Annotated in this window: 17 protein-coding genes and 1 tRNA gene; 13 read left to right on the top strand and 5 right to left on the bottom strand. The window is 66.3% G+C overall.

Annotation, left to right across the window (positions count from 1 at the left end; genetic code table 11):
- The 6 genes from BHE75_RS06205 to BHE75_RS06180 all read left to right on the top strand — a co-directional run.
- The coding region (locus tag BHE75_RS06205; RefSeq protein ID WP_191225153.1) for an autotransporter family protein at positions 1-1,017 on the top strand (1,017 nt) is incomplete at its 5' end.
- Positions 1,018-1,368: 351 nt separating this feature from the next.
- A complete protein-coding gene (locus BHE75_RS06200; RefSeq protein ID WP_070933138.1) occupies positions 1,369-2,271 on the top strand; it encodes an ATP-grasp domain-containing protein in 903 nt (300 codons plus the stop codon).
- The gene (locus BHE75_RS06195) at positions 2,271-3,287 is read left to right on the top strand and encodes an LLM class flavin-dependent oxidoreductase (RefSeq protein ID WP_070933135.1); all 1,017 of its coding nucleotides are present in this window, start codon (positions 2,271-2,273) and stop codon (positions 3,285-3,287) included. Before BHE75_RS06200 ends, BHE75_RS06195 begins: the two co-directional genes overlap by 1 nt.
- Before the next feature lie 47 nt (positions 3,288-3,334).
- A complete protein-coding gene (locus tag BHE75_RS06190) occupies positions 3,335-4,015 on the top strand; it encodes a methionine ABC transporter ATP-binding protein (RefSeq protein WP_302622700.1) in 681 nt (226 codons plus the stop codon).
- Positions 4,012-4,677 (top strand): methionine ABC transporter permease, encoded by a 666-nt coding sequence (locus tag BHE75_RS06185; RefSeq protein WP_070933132.1) that lies wholly within the window; start codon positions 4,012-4,014, stop codon positions 4,675-4,677. The genes BHE75_RS06190 and BHE75_RS06185 overlap by 4 nt, the downstream gene beginning before the upstream one ends.
- Before the next feature lie 14 nt (positions 4,678-4,691).
- Entirely contained in the window at positions 4,692-5,486 is a 795-nt protein-coding gene (locus tag BHE75_RS06180) for a MetQ/NlpA family ABC transporter substrate-binding protein (RefSeq protein ID WP_070933130.1), read from the top strand.
- Between the two features lie 439 nt (positions 5,487-5,925).
- On the opposite strand, the gene BHE75_RS06175 is transcribed toward BHE75_RS06180, so the two are convergent.
- Both BHE75_RS06175 and BHE75_RS06170 read right to left on the bottom strand, forming a co-directional pair.
- Positions 5,926-6,001 (bottom strand) — tRNA-Ala (locus tag BHE75_RS06175).
- Positions 6,002-6,098: 97 nt separating this feature from the next.
- Positions 6,099-6,416 carry a TIGR02300 family protein gene (locus tag BHE75_RS06170; RefSeq protein ID WP_015459819.1) on the bottom strand — a complete coding sequence of 106 codons (318 nt, stop codon included), beginning with the start codon at positions 6,414-6,416 and terminating at the stop codon, positions 6,099-6,101.
- A 113-nt stretch (positions 6,417-6,529) separates the two neighbouring features.
- Between BHE75_RS06170 and aroA the strand changes: the two genes are divergently transcribed.
- The 4 genes from aroA (at position 6,530) to rpsA (ending at position 11,410) form a co-directional block, all read left to right on the top strand.
- The gene (gene aroA, locus BHE75_RS06165; RefSeq protein ID WP_070933128.1) at positions 6,530-7,906 is read left to right on the top strand and encodes a 3-phosphoshikimate 1-carboxyvinyltransferase; all 1,377 of its coding nucleotides are present in this window, start codon (positions 6,530-6,532) and stop codon (positions 7,904-7,906) included.
- 14 nt (positions 7,907-7,920) lie between these two features.
- The gene (locus BHE75_RS06160; protein WP_254684373.1) at positions 7,921-8,892 is read left to right on the top strand and encodes a proline iminopeptidase-family hydrolase; all 972 of its coding nucleotides are present in this window, start codon (positions 7,921-7,923) and stop codon (positions 8,890-8,892) included.
- The gene (gene cmk / locus BHE75_RS06155; RefSeq protein WP_070933126.1) at positions 8,889-9,533 is read left to right on the top strand and encodes a (d)CMP kinase; all 645 of its coding nucleotides are present in this window, start codon (positions 8,889-8,891) and stop codon (positions 9,531-9,533) included. The genes BHE75_RS06160 and cmk overlap by 4 nt, the downstream gene beginning before the upstream one ends.
- 176 nt (positions 9,534-9,709) lie before the next feature.
- Positions 9,710-11,410: a 30S ribosomal protein S1 gene (rpsA, locus tag BHE75_RS06150; protein WP_070933124.1), complete on the top strand. Its 1,701-nt coding sequence runs from the start codon at positions 9,710-9,712 to the stop codon at positions 11,408-11,410.
- A 107-nt stretch (positions 11,411-11,517) separates the two neighbouring features.
- Here rpsA and BHE75_RS06145 read toward each other — a convergent pair whose 3' ends face one another.
- On the bottom strand, positions 11,518-11,889 hold the full coding sequence (locus BHE75_RS06145; protein WP_254684372.1) for a c-type cytochrome: 372 nt from the start codon (positions 11,887-11,889) through the stop codon (positions 11,518-11,520).
- 246 nt (positions 11,890-12,135) lie between these two features.
- Here BHE75_RS06145 and BHE75_RS06140 point away from each other — a divergent pair, with 246 nt between their 5' ends.
- Positions 12,136-12,414, top strand: a complete 279-nt coding sequence (locus BHE75_RS06140) for an integration host factor subunit beta (RefSeq protein ID WP_015459813.1) — start codon at positions 12,136-12,138, stop codon at positions 12,412-12,414.
- Between the two features lie 448 nt (positions 12,415-12,862).
- Here the strand turns inward: BHE75_RS06140 and BHE75_RS06135 are convergent, their stop codons facing one another.
- The gene (locus tag BHE75_RS06135) at positions 12,863-14,191 is read right to left on the bottom strand and encodes an acetyl-CoA hydrolase/transferase family protein (protein ID WP_070933120.1); all 1,329 of its coding nucleotides are present in this window, start codon (positions 14,189-14,191) and stop codon (positions 12,863-12,865) included.
- A 153-nt stretch (positions 14,192-14,344) separates the two neighbouring features.
- On the opposite strand from BHE75_RS06135, the gene BHE75_RS06130 reads away from it, so the two are divergent.
- The gene (locus BHE75_RS06130; protein WP_070933118.1) at positions 14,345-15,970 is read left to right on the top strand and encodes an acyl-CoA dehydrogenase family protein; all 1,626 of its coding nucleotides are present in this window, start codon (positions 14,345-14,347) and stop codon (positions 15,968-15,970) included.
- A gap of 106 nt (positions 15,971-16,076) precedes the next feature.
- Positions 16,077-16,928: an ABC transporter substrate-binding protein gene (locus BHE75_RS06125; protein ID WP_070933115.1), complete on the top strand. Its 852-nt coding sequence runs from the start codon at positions 16,077-16,079 to the stop codon at positions 16,926-16,928.
- A gap of 166 nt (positions 16,929-17,094) precedes the next feature.
- Here the strand turns inward: BHE75_RS06125 and cobO are convergent, their stop codons facing one another.
- Complete coding sequence (gene cobO / locus BHE75_RS06120) at positions 17,095-17,697, bottom strand: cob(I)yrinic acid a,c-diamide adenosyltransferase (RefSeq protein ID WP_070933113.1); 603 nt, start codon at positions 17,695-17,697, stop codon at positions 17,095-17,097.
- Positions 17,698-17,701: the final 4 nt, after the last annotated feature.

Here is a 17,701-nt window from a genome sequence, read left to right as displayed (position 1 = left end):
CCCACCCCGACCCCAACGCCGACACCGCACTATCGGCAGGAAACCTCGGTCTACGCCGCGGCACCGGCGATGATGGCGATTTACGGACGACAGATTCTCGACACGCTGCACGAACGCGTCGGCGAGGAAGAACAGATCCGCGGCAATCCCGCGCTCGCCGATTCCGATAAATGGGCCAACGGCCTCTGGGGCCGGGTGATCCTGCGCCATGGCAAGTCCGATGGCGATCCGCTCGGCGTCTATGGCGACGGACCGTCCTACAAGTCCGATCTCGCCGCCTTCCAGATCGGCTTCGACGTCTATCGCGAACAGCAGAAACGCGACGACGGCACCGAGGCCGATCGCGATCATGCCGGCATCCTCGCCACCTATGGAACCATGGATGCCGATGTCGATCACAACCTGCTCGAACAGCGGTTCCGCGCCGGCAAGGTGAAGATGACCAACTATTCCATCGGCGCCTACTGGACGCACTTCGAGCCCGACGGCGCCTATCTCGATGCCGTCGTCCAGGCGACCTGGTACAATATGAAGCTGCGGTCATTGCGCCTGCCCGCCATCAAGACCGACGGCTTCGGCTTCGCCGCGTCGCTCGAGGGCGGCTATCCCATCCGCTTTGATGAGGATTGGCGGCTCGAGCCCCAGGCCCAGCTCATCTATCAGGCGCTCAGCATCGATAGCTTCGATGATCCCGGCGCCCACGTCCGCTTCCACGATCTCGATTCCCTTACCGGGCGGATCGGCCTCCGGCTCGCCAATTCGGGCGATCTGCAAGGCTGGCTGCGGGGCAATATCTGGCACGAGTTCCTCGGCAATTCGAAAACCGAATTCTCGTCTGCCGATGGCTTTGTTCCCTTCCGATCCGATCCGCCCGTCACCTGGTGGCAGATCGGCCTCGGCACCAGCCTGCTCGTCGATCCGAAGCTCACCATCTTCGGCCAGGGCAGCTACGAATCCGCCTTCGATGGCGACAGCCACGCCTGGCAGGGCAAGATCGGCGTCAGAATCAATTGGTGATGGCCCGCGGATGCGGGTCGGGAGGCCACTTTCGCCCTCGGGCCGGCGCCTGGGCCAGCCCGGCTCGCCATGTGCAGCGCTGATGGCCAAGCCCGTGGGTCACTCGAGCGCCGATTTCCCATGAAGCCACCACGGTTTCGCCCTTTTGCTTTACCTGATGCGCCAGATGGCGCGGATTCACTTCAGGCACCCTATCGGAGGACCCTCGCCCGCGACGGAGGGCGATAGAATTTCTTGATTGCCTACCAATATGATTAAAAATAGGTGCAACTCCTCCACCCGACGAGGCCAGTTTCGCATGGCATTCCCACCGCTGTCCGGCCAGGCAGCCAAGCCCGCATCGACGGCTGCATGACCGACCTCACCATCGTTTACGAACATGACCAATGGTTCGAGCCGCTTTTCGCGGCCCTGCAGCGGCGCGGCCTCCCTTATTCGGCGATGCGCGCGGGCGGGAGCTTCGACCCCAACTGCCCGGCGCCGTCGCGGGTCGTGCTGAACAGAATCGCGATGTCCGCCATTCTCCGCAGCGCGGAGCAGCCGATCTTCTGGGGATTGGCATTGTTCGACGCCTGGGAAAGGGCCGGCGCTCACGTGCTCAATGGCACCGCCACCCTGGCGGTCGATACATCCAAGGCGCGCCAGCTCTCGCTAATCGCATCGCTCGGGCTGGCCATCCCCCGCACGCGCACCGTTCATCGCGTCGCTGATGTGGCGCAAGCGGCGGAAGCGATTGGATTTCCCCTCGTGGTGAAGGCCAATATCGGCGGAGCCGGGGCAGGAATCGCGCGCTTCGACGATCGGGACGCTCTCCGCGCGGCCATTGCGGACCGGACGCTTCCCGGCAGCATCGACGGGACGCTTCTGGTGCAGGACTACGTGCCTGCGCGCGATGGCAGGATCATGCGGATCGAGACGCTGGACCGATCCTATCTCTATGCCCTCGACATTGCCGGCGCCGGTGCTTTCGATCTTTGCCCGGCGGATGCCTGCCAGCGTCCCGATGGCGCGATCCGGATGAATGCGGTCGAGCCCGTCGAACCGCTGCGCACCGCCGCCGAAGCCATTGCCCGCGCGGCGCATCTGGATGTCGGCGGGGTCGAGGTGATGATCGACGATCGCGACGGGACACCGCGTTTCTACGATATCAACGCGCTGTCCAATTTCGTTGCGAAGCCGCTGGATGTGCTGGGCTGGGACCCGCACGAGAAGCTCGTCGACAGGCTCGAGGCCTGGATCGCGGAATCCCGCTGATGCGCTATGGCTACTGGATGCCCGTATTCGGCGGCTGGCTTCGTAATATTCCCGATGAAGGGATGGAGGCCAGCTGGGATCATTGCCGCCGCTTGACGCAGGCATCCGAACGCTGGGGCTATGATCTTGCGTTGATCGCCGAACTCAATCTCAACGATATCAAGGGTATCGAACAACCCGCGCTCGATGCATGGTCGACGGCGGCAGCTCTTGCGGCGGTGACCGAGCGTATCGAGCTGATGGTTGCGGTCCGCCCCAATTTTCACCATCCGGCGCTTTTCGCGAAAGCCGCGGCCAATATCGATCATATCTCGGGCGGGCGGCTGGCGCTCAATGTCGTGTCGTCATGGTGGGCGGACGAGGCGCGCCAATATGGCCTGCAGTTCGACGAGCATGACGATCGCTATGCCCGCACCGAAGAATGGCTCACGGTCGTGGAAGGGCTTTGGACCGAGGATCGCTTCAGCTTCGAGGGCAGCCACTATCGCATGGAGAACGCCATCTGCATGCCCAAGCCGTTGGGCAGGCCGACAATATATGCAGGCGGCGAAAGCGATCGCGCCAAGGCGATGATTGCGCGGCAATGCCACGCCTATGTCATGCATGGCGATCCGGTATCCACGATCGCCCCCAAGATCGCGGATATGCGCGCGCGTCGCGCGAAGATCGGCGGCACGCCGATGAAGTTCGGCATGGCGGCCTACGCCATCGTTCGGGACAGCGAGGCGGAAGCCCTGCGCGAGCTGGAGCGCATCACGAACATGGGCAACTTGCCCGCCGGCTATGCCAATTTCGACCAGTGGCTGTCGGGCACGCAATTGGAGAGGGATCTGAAGCTCAGGGAATATGCGGTCTCCAATCGCGGCCTACGCCCCAATCTGGTCGGAACCCCGGAGCAGATCAGGGAACGGATCGCCGAATATGAACATGCGGGTGTCGATCTGCTGCTTCTCCAGATGAGCCCCCAGGCCGAGGAGATGGAACGCTTCGCCGCGCAGGTAATGGGTACGATATGATCCGCCTCGAAAATGTCGCGAAACGATTTGGCGACGGCACCGCCGCCTTGAGCGCGATCGACCTCGAAATTCCCCGTGGCGCGATCTTCGGCATCATTGGCCGGTCCGGCGCGGGCAAATCCACGCTGCTGCGCCTTATCAACGGGCTGGAGCATCCGAGCGAGGGCAATGTCCTTGTCGACGGGGCCTTGGTCTCGCGCTTGAGTGAAAGCGGATTGAGGAAGCTGCGCCGGCGTATCGGCATGATCTTCCAGTCGTTCGGGTTGCTGGCCAATCGGACGATCGCGGCGAATGTTGCCCTTCCCCTCGAACTGGATGGGGTGGCGCGATCGGACCGCGAGGCCCGTGTCGCCGAGCTTCTGGAGCGTGTCGGCATTGCCGACAAGGCATCCAGCTATCCCGCTGAACTTTCGGGAGGGCAGCGCCAGCGCGTCGGCATCGCGCGCGCGCTCGCGACCCGGCCGGAGATCCTGCTGTGCGATGAGGCGACGAGCGCGCTCGACCCGGAAACCACGCGATCGGTGCTGGCGCTGCTGGCGGATCTCAGCCGCGAAATGGGCCTGACCATCGTCCTTATTACCCATGAGATGGAAGTGATCCGGGCCATCTGCAGCCACGTCGCCGTGCTGGACCACGGGCATCTGGTCGAAGTGGGGCCGGTCGAGACGGTCTTCACCGCATCCACGCGGCAAGCGACGCTGGCTTTGCTCGGGGATGAGCGGAAATGATCGACTTCTTCCATAATATCGTCTGGGCCGATATCGGCCAGGCGACGTTCGATACGCTTCTCATGCTGGGCGGTTCGTTCGCCCTGACCCTGGTGCTGGGCATCCCCCTCGGCGTCCTGCTGTTCCTGACCGACCGTGGCCAGATCAGCCAGAATATCGCGGTGAACCGGCTGCTCGGCTTTTCCGTCAACATCCTGCGCTCGATCCCCTTCGTGATCCTGCTGATCATGATGATCCCGCTTACATTGGCCCTCGTCGGGACATCGCTCGGCGTCGCGGGAGCCATCCCGCCGCTGGTCGCAGGCGCGGCGCCCTTCTACGCCCGGCTGGTCGAGTCTGCCTTGCGGGAGATTCCGCGCTCCACGATCGAGGCCGTCCAGGCGATGGGGGCAACCCGCATCCAGATCATCACCAAGGTCTTGGTGCCCGAGGCGCTGCCCGGCATCGTATCCGGCGCGACGATTACGGCCATCGCGCTCGTTTCCTTCACCGCCATGGCGGGCGTGGTGGGAGCCGGCGGACTGGGAGATCTGGCGATCCGCTACGGCTATCAGCGGTTCCAGGGGGACGTCATGCTGGTGACCGTTGCGCTGTTGATCGTCCTCGTCCAGCTTATCCAGTTTGCCGGCGATCGGCTCGCCGGGGCCGTGGACCATCGCTGAGGGAGTTTTGTTCGATGCGTCGTCGATCGCTTGTCGCGCTCATGTCCGTGCTGCTGCTCGCCGCCTGCGGGGGGGCCAAGTCGTCCGATCCCGGAACGCTCAGTATCGCGGCGACGGCGGTCCCGCATGCCGAGATTCTGGAGCATGTGCGCCCCACGCTGGAGAAGCAGGGTCTCAAGCTCCAGATCCGGGTCTTCAACGACTATGTCCAGCCCAACCTCCAGGTCGATCAGGGGCAGATCGACGTCAACTATTTCCAGACCAGGCCCTACCTCGACGAATTCAACGCGGCGCGGCATACCAAGCTCGAACCCATTGCCGGCATCCATATCGAGCCGCTGGGCGCCTATTCCCGGAAATGGCGGGACCTCGCACAATTGCCGTCGGGCGCGACCGTCGCCATCCCCAATGAAGCGAGCAATGGCGGACGCGCGCTGCTCCTCCTGCAGAAGGCCGGGCTGATCCGCCTGAAACAGGTGGACAATCCGCTTTCGACCGTCCGCGACGTGGTCGAGAATCCACGCAACCTCCACTTCCGCGAACTGGAATCCGCAACCTTGCCCCGAATGCTCGGCGAGGTGGATCTGGCGCTGATCAACACCAATTACGCTCTCGATGCCAAGCTCAATCCCGTCCGGGACGCGCTGGCGATCGAGGATGGCAAATCGCCTTACGTGAACTTCGTCGTCGGCCGCCCAGGCAGCAGCAAGGACCCGCGCGTCGTCAAGCTGATCGCAGCTCTCAGAAGCGACGACGTGAAAGCCTATCTCGCCTCCAAATATCAAGGGGCCGTGCTTCCCGCCTTCTGACCCGCCAGGTTTGAACAAGGCCGCGATCCGACCATTCCGGACATGGACGGATCGCACCGATGCGCGGGCGGCTGGAGCGTCCGCAATGATCAACCGCCAGAGGCGATCTGCTTTGAGCAGAGCGTTGGCTGTAACGATTCGCTTTCGCATGACCGCAGCGACGGCGACCATGGCAGGTTTTTCGGCGGTGACCATCTGCCGATACTATACCTAAAGGTCGGGGTTGAAGCGCGCGGCGATCGGCGCCGGCGTGAAGAACTGCCGCCACCTGCGACCGGAGTATCTCCGGGAATTTATCGCCGGTGTGGAAAGATATTGGCGGCGGACATACAGGCATATGACCGCCTGCCTACGATACCGCATGATGCCAATGTGATTATATCAGCGGCCAAGCCCGCCGCCTGGGCATGAAAAAAGCGCGGCAAGCCGGGCTTTGAAATGGTGGAGCCGAGGGGGATCGAACCCCTGACCTTCGCAATGCCATTGCGACGCTCTCCCAGCTGAGCTACGGCCCCATCTCATTCATCCGCCGGTTGGGCCCGGCGGGGAGGCGCTCCTCTAAGCGGGCTCGCCTCCCCCTGCAAGATGCTTTTTTTACGAATATCGCATTTTTTAATTTTCGTCGTCGTCGCCACCCGTCGCGACGCCGATATCGTCGTCGCCGCCCAGATCGACGTCGTCGTCGGGGCTCGGCTCGGCATCCTCGTCGATGTCCAGATCCTCTTCGGACAGGTCGGCATCGACCTTCTCGGGATCATCCGCCTTCTTGGGCGCATCGAACGGCAGCGGCTGCTTGGACTTCAGGATGGGATCGGGTTCCCACGCCGTCCCGCATTCAATGCAGGTGACGGGATCTTCCTTGCCAAGATCGTAGAAGCGGGTGCCGCATTTCGGGCAGGTCCGCTTGGTGCCCCATTCAGGTTTCACCACGGCTATGAGACTCCACGGAAAGGAATTGGATAAACACCCCCGCGCCACCGGCACGCGAGCGAAACGCCGGGCGCCTTGCCATAGCGGGGAGCCGCTGTCAAAAGCCGCGTCCGATGAACGCCTCCTCCCCTTCCGTTCCGCCCGCATCCGCATCCTTCCACGCGCCGGGGCCGCTTGCCGGCGCCGTCCGCGTGCCGGGGGACAAATCGATCTCGCACCGTTCGCTGATGCTTTCCGCGCTGGCCGTGGGCGAAAGCGTGGTGGAAGGGCTGCTGGAGGGCGAGGATGTGATCGCCACCGCCGCCGCGATGCGGGCGATGGGCGCCGATATCGCACGGGGCGAGGACGGCCGCTGGCGCATCCACGGCGTCGGCGTGGGCGGGCTGCTCCAGCCGCGCGAGGCCCTCGACATGGGCAATTCCGGCACGTCCACCCGGCTGCTGCTGGGCCTCGTCGCCAGCCACCCGATCACCGCCACCTTCATCGGCGATGCCTCGCTGTCGAAGCGGCCGATGGGCCGCGTCACCGATCCGCTGGGGCTGATGGGCGCGGAATTCACCGCCAGCCCCGGCGCCGGCGGGAGCCAGTGCCTGCCGCTGATGGTGCGCGGCATCTGCCCGGCGGTGCCGATCGAATATCGCCTGCCGGTGGCATCGGCGCAGGTGAAGTCGGCCATATTGCTCGCCGGCCTCAACACGCCCGGCGAAACCCGCGTGATCGAGCCGGTGCCGACCCGCGACCATAGCGAGCGCATGCTGCGCGGCTTCGGCGCCGATCTTTCGGTGGAGGAGGACGGCCAGGGCGCCCGCATCATCTCCATCCGGGGCGAGGCGGAGCTGAAGCCGCAGGCGATCACCGTGCCGGGCGATCCTTCCTCCGCCGCCTTCCCCGTGGTCGCGGCGCTGCTGGTGCCGGGATCGGTGGTGACGGTGGAGAATGTGGGCCTCAACCCCACCCGCGCCGGCCTCTATCAGGTGCTCCGCGCCATGGGCGGCGACATCGCCTTCACCAATGAGCGCACCGTCGGCGGCGAGCCGGTGGCCGATCTCGTCGTCCGCCACTCCGCGCTTTCGGGGATCGACGTCCCGCCCGATGTCGTGCCGAGCATGGTGGACGAGTTCCCGGTGCTGTTCGTGGCGGCCGCCCTCGCCCGGGGCCGCACGGTGATGCGCGGGCTGGAGGAGCTCCGCGTCAAGGAATCGGATCGCATCCGGGTGATGGCCGAAGGGCTCGCCGCGATCGGCGCTCGGGTGGAAGAACTGGAGGATGGGCTGATCGTCGACGGCACCGGCGGCGATCCGCTTGCCGGCGGCGCCACCGTCGCCGCCCATCTCGATCACCGCATCGCCATGAGCTTCGCCGTGGCCGGACTGGTCGCGCGCAAACCCGTCGTCATCGACGATATGGCCCCCGTCGCCACCAGTTTCCCCGGCTTTGCCGCCATGCTAGCCCGTCTGGGTGCCGAGATTCGGCCCGCCCAGCGCGATTGAACCGGGATATGGAAATGGATCGCCGGACAACGCTGGCCATGGCCGGCGCCACCTTGCTCTCCCCGGCAACCGCGCTTGCCGAAACCGCGCCGCGCCTCGCGCCCGATCGGGAATTGATGGTCCCCGTTCCCGGCGGCCGCGCTTACGTGCGGATCAACGGCGATCTGGCGGGCGCCCGCCCCCCGGTCGTGATGGTCCATGGCGGCCCCGGCGGCTCGCACGGCGCCTTCCTGCCGGCCCTGCCGCTGGCGCGGGATCGCGCGGTGATCCTTTACGACCAGCTCGATTGCGGGCTTTCCGAAAAGCCGGGCGATCCCGCCAACTGGCAGGTCTCCCGCTTCGTGGAGGAACTGGAGGCGATCCGCGCCGCGCTGGGCGTCGATCGCTGGCATGTGCTGGGGCATAGCTGGGGGGGCACGGTCGCGCTGGAATATGCGGCGCGGCAACCGGAGGCGCTAGTCAGCCTGATCCTTCAGGGGCCGCTCATCTCCACCCGCGCCTGGATGGCGGATGCGGCGACGCTCCGCGCGAAGCTGCCGGCGGACGTGCAGGCCGCGCTCACCGCCTGCGAAGGCGCCAGCCCGCCCCCTGTCGCCGCCTGCACCGCCGCGGTCGATGCCTTCTATGCCCGTTTCTGGCGGCTGCGCCCGGCCCCGCAATGGGCGATCGACTATGAGCAGGCGCACGGGCTGAAGCTCGCTGCCAATCTCTATAATCACATGTGGGGTCCCAACGAATTCCGCGCGACCGGCACGCTCAAGGATTATGATGGCGAGCCGCTGCTGAAGCGCGTCGCCGCGCCCACCCTCTTCCTGATCGGCGATTCGGATGAGGTGACGCCCGAAACCGCGCGCCGCTTCACCGCGGAAATCCCCGGCGCCCGGCTGGAGATCATCGCCGGTGCCGCGCACCGCACCCAGTCCGACCAGCCGGAAGCCTATAATGCCGCGCTCTCCACCTGGCTCGCGGGGCACGACCCGAAATGATCATCGCCGTCGACGGACCCGCCGCATCGGGCAAGGGCACCATCGCCCGCGCGCTCGCCGCGCATTTCGGCCTCCCCTGCCTCGATACCGGGCTGCTTTACCGCGCGGTCGGCGTGCAGGTGCTGCGCGACGGCGGCGATCCGGAGAATGAGGCGGATGCGCTCGCCGCCTGCGCCTTCGACGACGCCCTCCTCGCCGATCCCGAGCTGAAGACGGAGATTGCCGGCGCCGCCGCCTCGCGCGTTTCAGCCATTCCGGCGGTGCGCGCGGCGCTGGTCGCCCGACAGCGCGCCTTCGCCGCCCAGCCCGGCGGCGCGGTGCTGGACGGGCGGGATATCGGCACGGTCATCGCGCCCGATGCCGATGCCAAGCTGTTCGTGAAGGCCACGCCCCATGTCCGCGCGCGCCGCCGGCATGACGAGCTGGTTCGGCTGGGGCATGACGATATCAGCTTCGACAGGGTGCTCGCCGATATCCGCGCGCGCGATCTTCGGGACAGCACCCGCGCCGCCGCGCCGCTCCGCCCGGCGGACGATGCCGCCTTGCTGGACACGAGCTATATGGATATAGACGCAGCCGTCGATCGGGCGATTTCGCTCGTGGAAGACCGGCTCGGGATCGGCCGCGCGGCCACCCGGTAGAGCGCGCATGGGGCACTGGCGGAACGACGCCGGGGCCTTTCTGCGCGCTTTCGGCTTTTCGCGGAAGAAGCGTCGGAAAGATGCTGCACGGGCATGGGGCTCGTGCGGCGGTTCGGCCAAAAGACCTCCGGAATCAACCGGATGGCCGGAAACCGTCAGTCAGGAAACACATACACATGGCCACTACGGCAAACCCCACCCGCGATGATTTCGCGGCGCTCCTCAACCAGACGCTCGGCGACGAGCAGGGCTTCGAGGGCCGCGTCGTCAAGGGCACCGTCACCGCGATCGAAAACGACATGGCCGTCATCGACGTCGGTCTGAAGTCGGAAGGTCGAGTCGCGCTGCGCGAATTCGCGCCGGCGCCGGGCCAGAAGGCCGATCTCAAGGTCGGTGACGAAGTCGAGGTCTATGTCGACCGCGTCGAGAATTCGATGGGCGAAGCGATGCTGTCGCGCGATCGCGCCCGCCGCGAAGCCGCGTGGGACAAGCTCGAGACCGAATTCGGCCAGGGCGCCCGCGTCGACGGCGTCATCTTCGGCCGCGTCAAGGGCGGCTTCACCGTCGACCTCAACGGCGCCGTGGCCTTCCTGCCGGGCAGCCAGGTCGATATCCGCCCCGTGCGCGACGTCACCCCGCTGATGGACATTCCGCAGCCCTTCCAGATCCTCAAGATGGATCGCCGCCGCGGCAACATCGTCGTGTCGCGCCGCGCCGTGCTGGAAGAGACCCGCGCCGAACAGCGCACGGGCCTGATCCAGTCGCTGCATGAAGGCCAGGTGATCGAGGGTGTCGTCAAGAACATCACCGATTACGGCGCCTTCGTGGATCTGGGCGGCATCGACGGCCTGCTCCACGTCACCGACCTCAGCTACAAGCGCGTCGGCCACCCGAGCGAGATGATCAACATCGGCGATACCGTCCGTGTCCAGATCATCCGCATCAATCGCGAAACCCAGCGCATCTCGCTCGGCATGAAGCAGCTCGAGAGCGATCCGTGGGAAGGCGCCGCCGCCAAGTATCCGATCGGCGCGAAGTTCACCGGCCGCGTGACCAACATCACCGAATATGGTGCCTTCGTCGAGCTGGAGCCGGGCATCGAGGGCCTCGTCCACGTCTCCGAAATGAGCTGGACCAAGAAGAACGTCCATCCGGGCAAGATCGTCTCCACCAGCCAGGAAGTGGACGTGGTCATCCTCGAGGTCGACGCCGACAAGCGCCGCATCTCGCTGGGCCTGAAGCAGGCGATCAGCAATCCGTGGGAAGCCTTCGCCGAGAAGCACCCGGTCGGCTCCACCGTTGAGGGCGAAGTCAAGAACGCCACCGAATTCGGCCTGTTCATCGGCCTGGATGGCGACGTGGACGGCATGGTCCACATGTCGGACATCGCCTGGGGCGTTTCGGGCGAGGAAGCCCTGGCTCTGCATCACAAGGGCGAGACGGTGCAGGCCGTCGTGCTCGACATCGATCCGGAGAAGGAGCGCATCTCGCTCGGCATGAAGCAGCTTGAGCGCGGCGGCGTCGTGGCCACCGGCGGCGACAAGCTCAACAAGAACGCGATCGTCACCGTCACCGTCCTCTCGGTCGGCGATGCGGGCCTCGACGTGCAGGCCGGCGACGACGGCGCGGTCGGCTTCATCAAGCGCGGCGATCTCGGCCGCGACCGCGACGAGCAGCGTCCGGAGCGCTTCCAGGTCGGCCAGAAGTTCGACGCGATGGTCACCGGCTTCGATCGTTCGAAGAAGCCGACCTTCTCGATCAAGGCGATGCAGATCGCCGAGGAGAAGCAGGCCGTGGCGCAGTATGGCTCGTCCGACTCGGGCGCGTCGCTGGGCGACATCCTCGGCGCGGCGCTGAACAAGGCGCGCGGCGAATAATCGCTCCGCCTTCACGGGCGAACGAAAAGAGGGCGCGGATCGCAAGGTCCGCGCCCTTTTTCTTGGTCCGGCAGCAGGAAGAGCGGGCGCGGCGCCGGCGCGTGCGCCTATTTCAGCGACAGCATATAATCCGCGAGCGCGGCGGCGACCGCCGGGTCCTTCTGGCCCGCATAGGCCATCCGGTTGCCGGGCGCGATCTTGCGCGGATCGGTGATGAAGGCGATCAGCGTCGCGCGCGTCCACGGCTGCTGTAGCTTCTGCAGGGCGGGGGAAAAGGTGTAACCCGTAAGGCTAGCGGGCTTTCTTCCGCCCACGCCCCACAGGTTCGGCCCCATCGGCGATGATGCGCCGGGCTGGGTCTTGTGGCAGGCGGCGCACATCGCGAAGGCCGGCGGGCGCGGCAAAGGCGCAGCAAAGGCCGGGATCGACAGGGTCGCGGCCAGCCCCGCCGCCAATGATTTCCGAAAGCCCATCCTCATCCCGCTTCCCTTTCCCGCAGTCCGGCCCCTGGTGGCGACAAGCGATCGATCCATACAAAGGACCGTCGCTTTCCTCTTCGTTTTGCTGCATAATGCCGGAGTCCGGCAACCGAAAGGCCGCCGGACCGTTGCGGGTGCGGCGATCGTTTCGAAGGCATGGGACCGTGGGGGTCTCCGGCCGGAAAACGAAACGGCGGCGTATTCGCGGCGCGGACGGTCCGTGGGCATCAACTTGGGGGGAGGCCAATGATCAGATCGGAACTCGTACAATTACTCTCTAAGGATAATCCGGGTCTTTCGGCTGCGGAAGTCGAACGGATAGTCAGCATCTTCTTCGAGGAGATCGCTGAACGACTGAAGGAAGACGGGCGCGTCGAGCTGCGCGGCTTCGGTGCCTTTTCCACGCGCGCGCGCGTTGCTCGCACCGGCCGCAACCCCCGCACTGGGGAATCGGTGAAGGTGGATGCCAAGCGCGTGCCCTATTTCAAGCCGGGCAAGGAGATGCGCGCGCGCCTCAATGTGTAGGCGCGTGCAAATTCCGGCTTGACCGCAAACGCGGCTTGCGGCCTTTGGGCGCAAGCCGCGGACGTGGCGAAATCGGTAGACGCAGCAGACTTAAACAAATTGAGTGCCCATGGGGAAACCCATGGCGTAGAACCGCTCAAATTCGGGGAAAGCTACGGCCGGCCCATGCCTGCCATGCCGATCCCGAGCCAAGCCCTCCCCGCCCCGGCGGGAAGGGAAGGTGTAGAGACTGGACGGGCGGCGCCTTCGGCTTCCTTCAAAGGGGCCATGGCGAAGGGACAGTCCGGACCACGAACGGCTCGGCCTCCAGGGCCTGCCGGCGGCGAAAGCCGAAGTGGTGCGAAAATCTGCTTTTCTTCGTGAAAGTGCGGGTTCGAGTCCCGCCGTCCGCACCAGCTTTCCCGCGAAAGCCTCCGATCGGAAAGCCACCGCAAAGCGGGCCCGGCGATCAGCCGAATATCAGCCCCTGTTCCCGCGCCGCGCGGGCCAGTTCCTCACGGAATTGCGGCGCCGCGATCGCGATCAGGGCACAGGCCCGCTCCTCGCTGGTCAGCCCGCGCAGATTGGCCACGCCATGTTCGGTCACGATATGGTGCACATCGTTGCGCGGCGTCGTCACCGGCCCGTCCAGCCGCGGCACGATGCGGGATGCCGTGCCCCTGGCCGCCGTCGCATGGCAGGCGATGATCGATCGCCCGCCCGGCGAGGCCGATGCCCCGCGCACGAAATCCAGCTGCCCGCCGGCCGCCGTATATTGCCGCCCGTCGAGAAATTCCGAACAGCAGGCCCCCGTCAGGTCCACCTGCAGCGTCGCGTTGATCGAGACCATCTTCGCATTGCGCGCGATCACCGCCGGATCGTTCACATAGCTTACGGGATAGGCTTCCAGATCGGGATTGCCGTCGATGAAGTCGTAGGTCGTCCGGTCGCCCATGGAAAAGGTGAAGATGCCCTTGCCGGGATGCAGCGTCTTGCGCGCATTGGTGATCGCGCCCCTGCGCATCAGCTCCACCGGCCCCGGCGTCAGCATCTCGGTATGCAGCCCCAGGTCGCGATGCCCGGCCAGCGCCTCGCACACCGCATCCGGCACCGCGCCGATGCCGAGCTGCAGCGTCGCTCCATCCTCCACCAGCCCGGCGATCAGCGCGCCGATCGCCCGGTCCTCGGGCCGCAGCGCGGCGCGCGGCGCCTCGATCAGCGGCGCCGCATGCTCGACGATCGCCGCCACCTGCGAAACATGCAGCCGCGAATCGCCGAAGGTGCGCGGCATGTGCGGATTGACCTCGACGATCACGCGCCCCACCCGATCCGCGACAGGCTTGGCATAATCGGTGTTGGTGCCGAAGCTGAACCAGCCTTCCGCATCCATCGGCGAAACGGTGCAGACCAGGCTGTCCACGCCCACCTCGTCGCACATCAGGCGCGGCACCTGCTGGAAGCTCGTCGGGATGAAGCGCACGCCGCGCCGTCCGGCCTCGGCCGCGCGCCTGTCGATCGCGCGCTCCACCGGCCCGTGGAACAGGCTGTAGGGCTGGATGCGATCGGCCAGTTCCTCGCGCAGCACGGTCTCCCCGGCGATCGCGGTCGACAGCAGGTAATAGAGGCGGATATCGCCCGCCAGCCCCTGCTCCGCCCGCCGGGCGAGCGCCGCCAGCAGCGCCGGCGGCTGGGATACGCCCATGCCCATCGCCAGCTTCGCGCCGGAAGGGATCAGGGCGGCGGCCGCCTTGGCGCTCAGCAGTTTTTCCCGATACGCCGCTTCGAACTCCGATGCCATGCGCCGTCCGCCATCCTCTGCCCGCCGCCCGGTCGCGGCCCGCCCTGCCTAACCGCCCGCTCCCCGGCCATCAATCGTCCCGGATTCGGCCTGCGCCGGATATCGGGCTATCGATAGGCCAGCCGCCACCACAGCCAAGGGACGCGCCGCGCCATGCCGATCCTCCGCCCGATTGCCGAGCTCGATACCCATGATGTGTTCAACCAGCCGCCGCCGTTCGAGGATGTGGACCTGTTCAGCGGCGATCGCGCGCTCGCCGAAGCCGTGGCGGATGCGGGCGGCACCCGGCATTTCGATCGGCTCGGCGCCCTCGGCCGCCGCGTCGGCTCGGCGGAGGTGATCGACTGGGGTGTCGAGGCCAATCGCAATCCGCCCGTGCTGGAAGGCTTCGATCGCTACGGCCGGCGGATAGACGAGGTGCGTTTCCACCCCGCTTATCATCAGCTTATGGCGCTCGGCATCGAAAGCGGCCTCTGTTCCGTGGCGTGGAACGGCACGCCCGCCGGCCATGTCGCCCATGCCGCGATCCTGTTCCTCACCGGCCAGGCGGATTCGGGCACGAGCTGCCCGATGACGATGACCTATGCCGCCGTCCCCGCGCTCATGGCCGAACCCGACGTCGCGGCCGAATGGGTGCCGCGCATCCTCGCCGGCCGCTATGACCCCGCCTCACGCCCCGCGCCGGAAAAGGCGGGCATCACCATCGGCATGGCGATGACGGAGAAGCAGGGCGGATCGGACGTGCGGGCCAACGCCACCCGCGCGGAGGCTGCGGGCGAGGATGGCTGGTATCGGCTCACCGGCCATAAATGGTTCTGCTCGGCGCCGATGTGCGATGCCTTCCTCACATTGGCGCAGGCGGAAGGCGACGGCCTCACCTGCTTCCTGATGCCGCGCTGGCTGCCGGATGGCGCGCGTAACGCCGGATTCCGGGTGATGCGCCTCAAGGACAAGCTGGGCGATCGCTCCAACGCCTCATCGGAAATCGAATATCATGGCGCGCTCGCCCGGCGGATCGGGCCGGAAGGGCGCGGCGTGGCCACCATCATCCGCATGGTGCAGCACACCCGCCTCGATTGCGTGGTCGGCTCCGCGCTCCAGATGCGCAGCGCTCTCGCTCATGCGCTCTGGCACTGCGCCCATCGTTCCGCCTTCCAGCGCCGGCTGATCGATCAGCCGGCCATGGCGGCCGTGCTGGCCGATCTCGCGGTGGAGAGCGAGGCCGCGACCGCGCTCGCCTTCCGCCTCGCCGCGGCCTTCGATGCGGACGATCCCCTCGCCCGCCTGCTCACCCCCATCGCCAAATATTGGATCTGCNAGCGCGCACCCGGCTTCGTCTATGAGGCGATGGAATGCCATGGCGGCGCCGGCTATGTCGAAACCGGGCCGATGCCCCGCCTCTTCCGTCAATCCCCGCTCAACGCGATCTGGGAAGGATCGGGCAACGTCATCGCGCTCGATGTGCTGCGCGCCATCGATCGCGAGCCGGAAAGCGTGGAGGCACTGCACGCCTTCCTCCACGCCGCCCGCGGCCACGACGCCGCTTATGATCGCTGGATCGACGGCATCGCCTTTTCCGGGCTCGACGAAGCCGGGGCGCGGCTGCAGGTGGAGCGCCTGGCGCTTGCCGCCCAGGCCGCATTGCTGATCGGTCGAGGCAACCCGGTGGCGGACGCCTTCTGCCGCCTCCGCCTGCACCCGCGCGGCATGGCCTACGGCGCCTTCGATGCCGCCATCGATGCGCGGTCGGTCCTCGATCGGGCGATGCCGGGCGGCTGAGGCGGATATCCAAGGGGTAGTGTGCGGTTACGCGAAGAAATCCTCACCCTGAACCCGGCAGCCTGATCCGATTCCCTCCCGCCGGGAATCGCCCTATGGGCAGCCGATGCATATGCTGTCCAAGGCGCTGGTTCTGCTGGCGGGCGCGATCGGCCTGGGGGCTGTGCCGGCCGGCGCGGCGGCGCCGCGGCGCATCGTCTCGCTCAATCTCTGCGCCGATCAATATCTGCTGGCGCTCGCCGATCCCGGCCAGATCGCGGCCCTCACCCAGTTTGCGCGCGATCCCGCCATGTCGGCCGCGGCCGGCAAGGTCGGCGATATCCGCCAGTCGACCGGATCGGCGGAGGAAGTTCTCGCCCTCCAGCCCGATCTGGTGATCGCCAGCCCTTCGCGGCGGCGGGAAACGGTGGCCATCCTCAAGGCCCGCAACCTCCCCATCCTCTCGCTGCCGTCCGCCCAAAGCTATGCGGATATCGTATCGCAGGTGCGGCAGGTGGCAGGCGCCATCGGCCATCCCGAACGGGGCGAGGCGCTCATCCACCGGATGGATCAGGCGCTCGCCCGTCTGCGGCCGGCGCCGGGCGCCCCGGTCGCGGCTTATTATCAGCGGCGCGGCTATCTCACCGGCAGCGGCACGCTGATCGACGATCTGATGACGCGCGCCGGCGCGGTCAATCTCGCCGGCAGGCTCGGCCGCCCCGCCCTCTCGCAGCTTTCGGTCGAGGAAATGGTCGCCGCCCGCCCCGATTATCTGATCGTCGATGGCGATGGCGCTGCAACCGATCTCGGCACCGAAATGCTCCATCACCCCGCGCTCGCCGCCATCCCGCGCGTCCAGCTGCCCATGGCCTGGACGGTGTGCGGCGGCCCCGCCTACGTCCTCGCCGCCGAAAGCCTGTCGCGGCAATTGTCGCCCTGGCCCTCCGCTCATTACGGCGATGTCCGATCCGGCAGGTGATCCCGCCTGCCCGGAAATCCCTCTAGGACCAGTCGACATTCAGATGATGGCGCGACGAAAATGGTGGTTTTCTGTGACCCGGAGCGCAGCCTACTCAAAGTAGGTGAGCACCGGAAGCGCAGGAAACCGCCATTTGCAGGCCGTCAGGGCTGAATGTCGATTGGTCCTAGAACTCGATGCCCGGCTGCGCCTTCACGCCGCTGCGGAAGGGATGCTTCACCAGCGCCATCTCGGTCACGAGGTCGGCCGCCTCCATCAGCGGCTCGGGCGCGTTGCGGCCGGTGACGATGACATGCTTCATCTCCGGCTTGGCGGCGAGCACTTCCAGCACTTCCTCCAGCGGCAGATAGTCGTAGCGCAGCACGATGTTCAGCTCGTCCGCCAGAACCATCTGATAGGCTGGATCAGCGATCATCCGCTTCACCTCCTCCCATGCCTGCCGGGCCACCGCGATGTCGCGCGCGCGGTCCTGCGTGTTCCAGGTGAAGCCTTCGCCCATCGGGCGGAATTCCACGCGATCGGGGAAGGCATCGAACACCGCTTTCTCACCCGTCGCCATCGCCCTCTTCACGAACTGGACGACGCCCACCTTCATGCCATGGCCGATCGCGCGCACCACCATGCCCAGGGCCGCCGTGGTCTTGCCCTTGCCCTTGCCGGTGTGGACGATCAGCAGGCCCTGCTCGCGGGTCTTGTTGGCCATGATCTTCTCATGCGCGGCCTGCTTCTTCTTCATCTTCTCGTTATGGCGCTCGTCCGATCGTTCCATGGCT

The sequence above is a fragment of the Edaphosphingomonas haloaromaticamans genome, from assembly GCF_001853345.1.
GTDB lineage: Bacteria > Pseudomonadota > Alphaproteobacteria > Sphingomonadales > Sphingomonadaceae > Sphingomonas_E > Sphingomonas_E fennica.
The sequence above is the reverse complement of the archived record's forward strand: the minus strand, read 5'-3'. Positions and strand labels throughout refer to the sequence as shown.

Bases quoted from the DNA above. Each gene is read 5' to 3' on its own strand.
- BHE75_RS06200 (WP_070933138.1), top strand. From the start codon at position 1,369: ATGACCGACCTCACCATCGTTTACGAACATGACCAATGGTTCGAGCCG.
- BHE75_RS06195 (WP_070933135.1), top strand. From the start codon at position 2,271: ATGCGCTATGGCTACTGGATGCCCGTATTCGGCGGCTGGCTTCGTAAT.
- BHE75_RS06185 (WP_070933132.1), top strand. From the start codon at position 4,012: ATGATCGACTTCTTCCATAATATCGTCTGGGCCGATATCGGCCAGGCG.
- BHE75_RS06180 (WP_070933130.1), top strand. From the start codon at position 4,692: ATGCGTCGTCGATCGCTTGTCGCGCTCATGTCCGTGCTGCTGCTCGCC.
- aroA (WP_070933128.1), top strand. From the start codon at position 6,530: ATGAACGCCTCCTCCCCTTCCGTTCCGCCCGCATCCGCATCCTTCCAC.
- BHE75_RS06160 (WP_254684373.1), top strand. From the start codon at position 7,921: ATGGATCGCCGGACAACGCTGGCCATGGCCGGCGCCACCTTGCTCTCC.
- cmk (WP_070933126.1), top strand. From the start codon at position 8,889: ATGATCATCGCCGTCGACGGACCCGCCGCATCGGGCAAGGGCACCATC.
- rpsA (WP_070933124.1), top strand. From the start codon at position 9,710: ATGGCCACTACGGCAAACCCCACCCGCGATGATTTCGCGGCGCTCCTC.
- BHE75_RS06145 (WP_254684372.1), bottom strand. From the start codon at position 11,889: ATGAGGATGGGCTTTCGGAAATCATTGGCGGCGGGGCTGGCCGCGACC.
- BHE75_RS06140 (WP_015459813.1), top strand. From the start codon at position 12,136: ATGATCAGATCGGAACTCGTACAATTACTCTCTAAGGATAATCCGGGT.
- BHE75_RS06135 (WP_070933120.1), bottom strand. From the start codon at position 14,191: ATGGCATCGGAGTTCGAAGCGGCGTATCGGGAAAAACTGCTGAGCGCC.
- BHE75_RS06125 (WP_070933115.1), top strand. From the start codon at position 16,077: ATGCATATGCTGTCCAAGGCGCTGGTTCTGCTGGCGGGCGCGATCGGC.
- cobO (WP_070933113.1), bottom strand. From the start codon at position 17,697: ATGGAACGATCGGACGAGCGCCATAACGAGAAGATGAAGAAGAAGCAG.